The following is a 223-nucleotide window of genomic DNA, read 5'->3' as shown; positions in this document are numbered from 1 at the left end:
ATTGAACCGCTCCTTCAACGCCGCCGCCTCCACCTCCAACCGATCCGCCCACACCGGATCCCCCCACACCAACCGCGCCAACCGCGCCCCCCGCACCTTCGCGTCATACGCATACCCCTGCAACTCACACGTCGCCCGAGGAAACCCCGGCAACCGCCCATCGTGATACGAAATCGAATCCCACGAATCCTTCCAACACTGGTTCTCCAACCCGTTACGGGTG

Annotated in this window: 1 pseudogene; it reads right to left on the bottom strand. The window is 63.2% G+C overall.

Going from position 1 to position 223, the window contains the following annotated elements:
- Positions 1 to 223: pseudogene (locus ACXN5W_RS30460) on the bottom strand (glycogen debranching N-terminal domain-containing protein); the annotation flags it as partial.

The organism is Plantactinospora sp. A48, from assembly GCF_055793945.1.
This window is presented reverse-complemented; position numbering and strand designations above follow the sequence as displayed.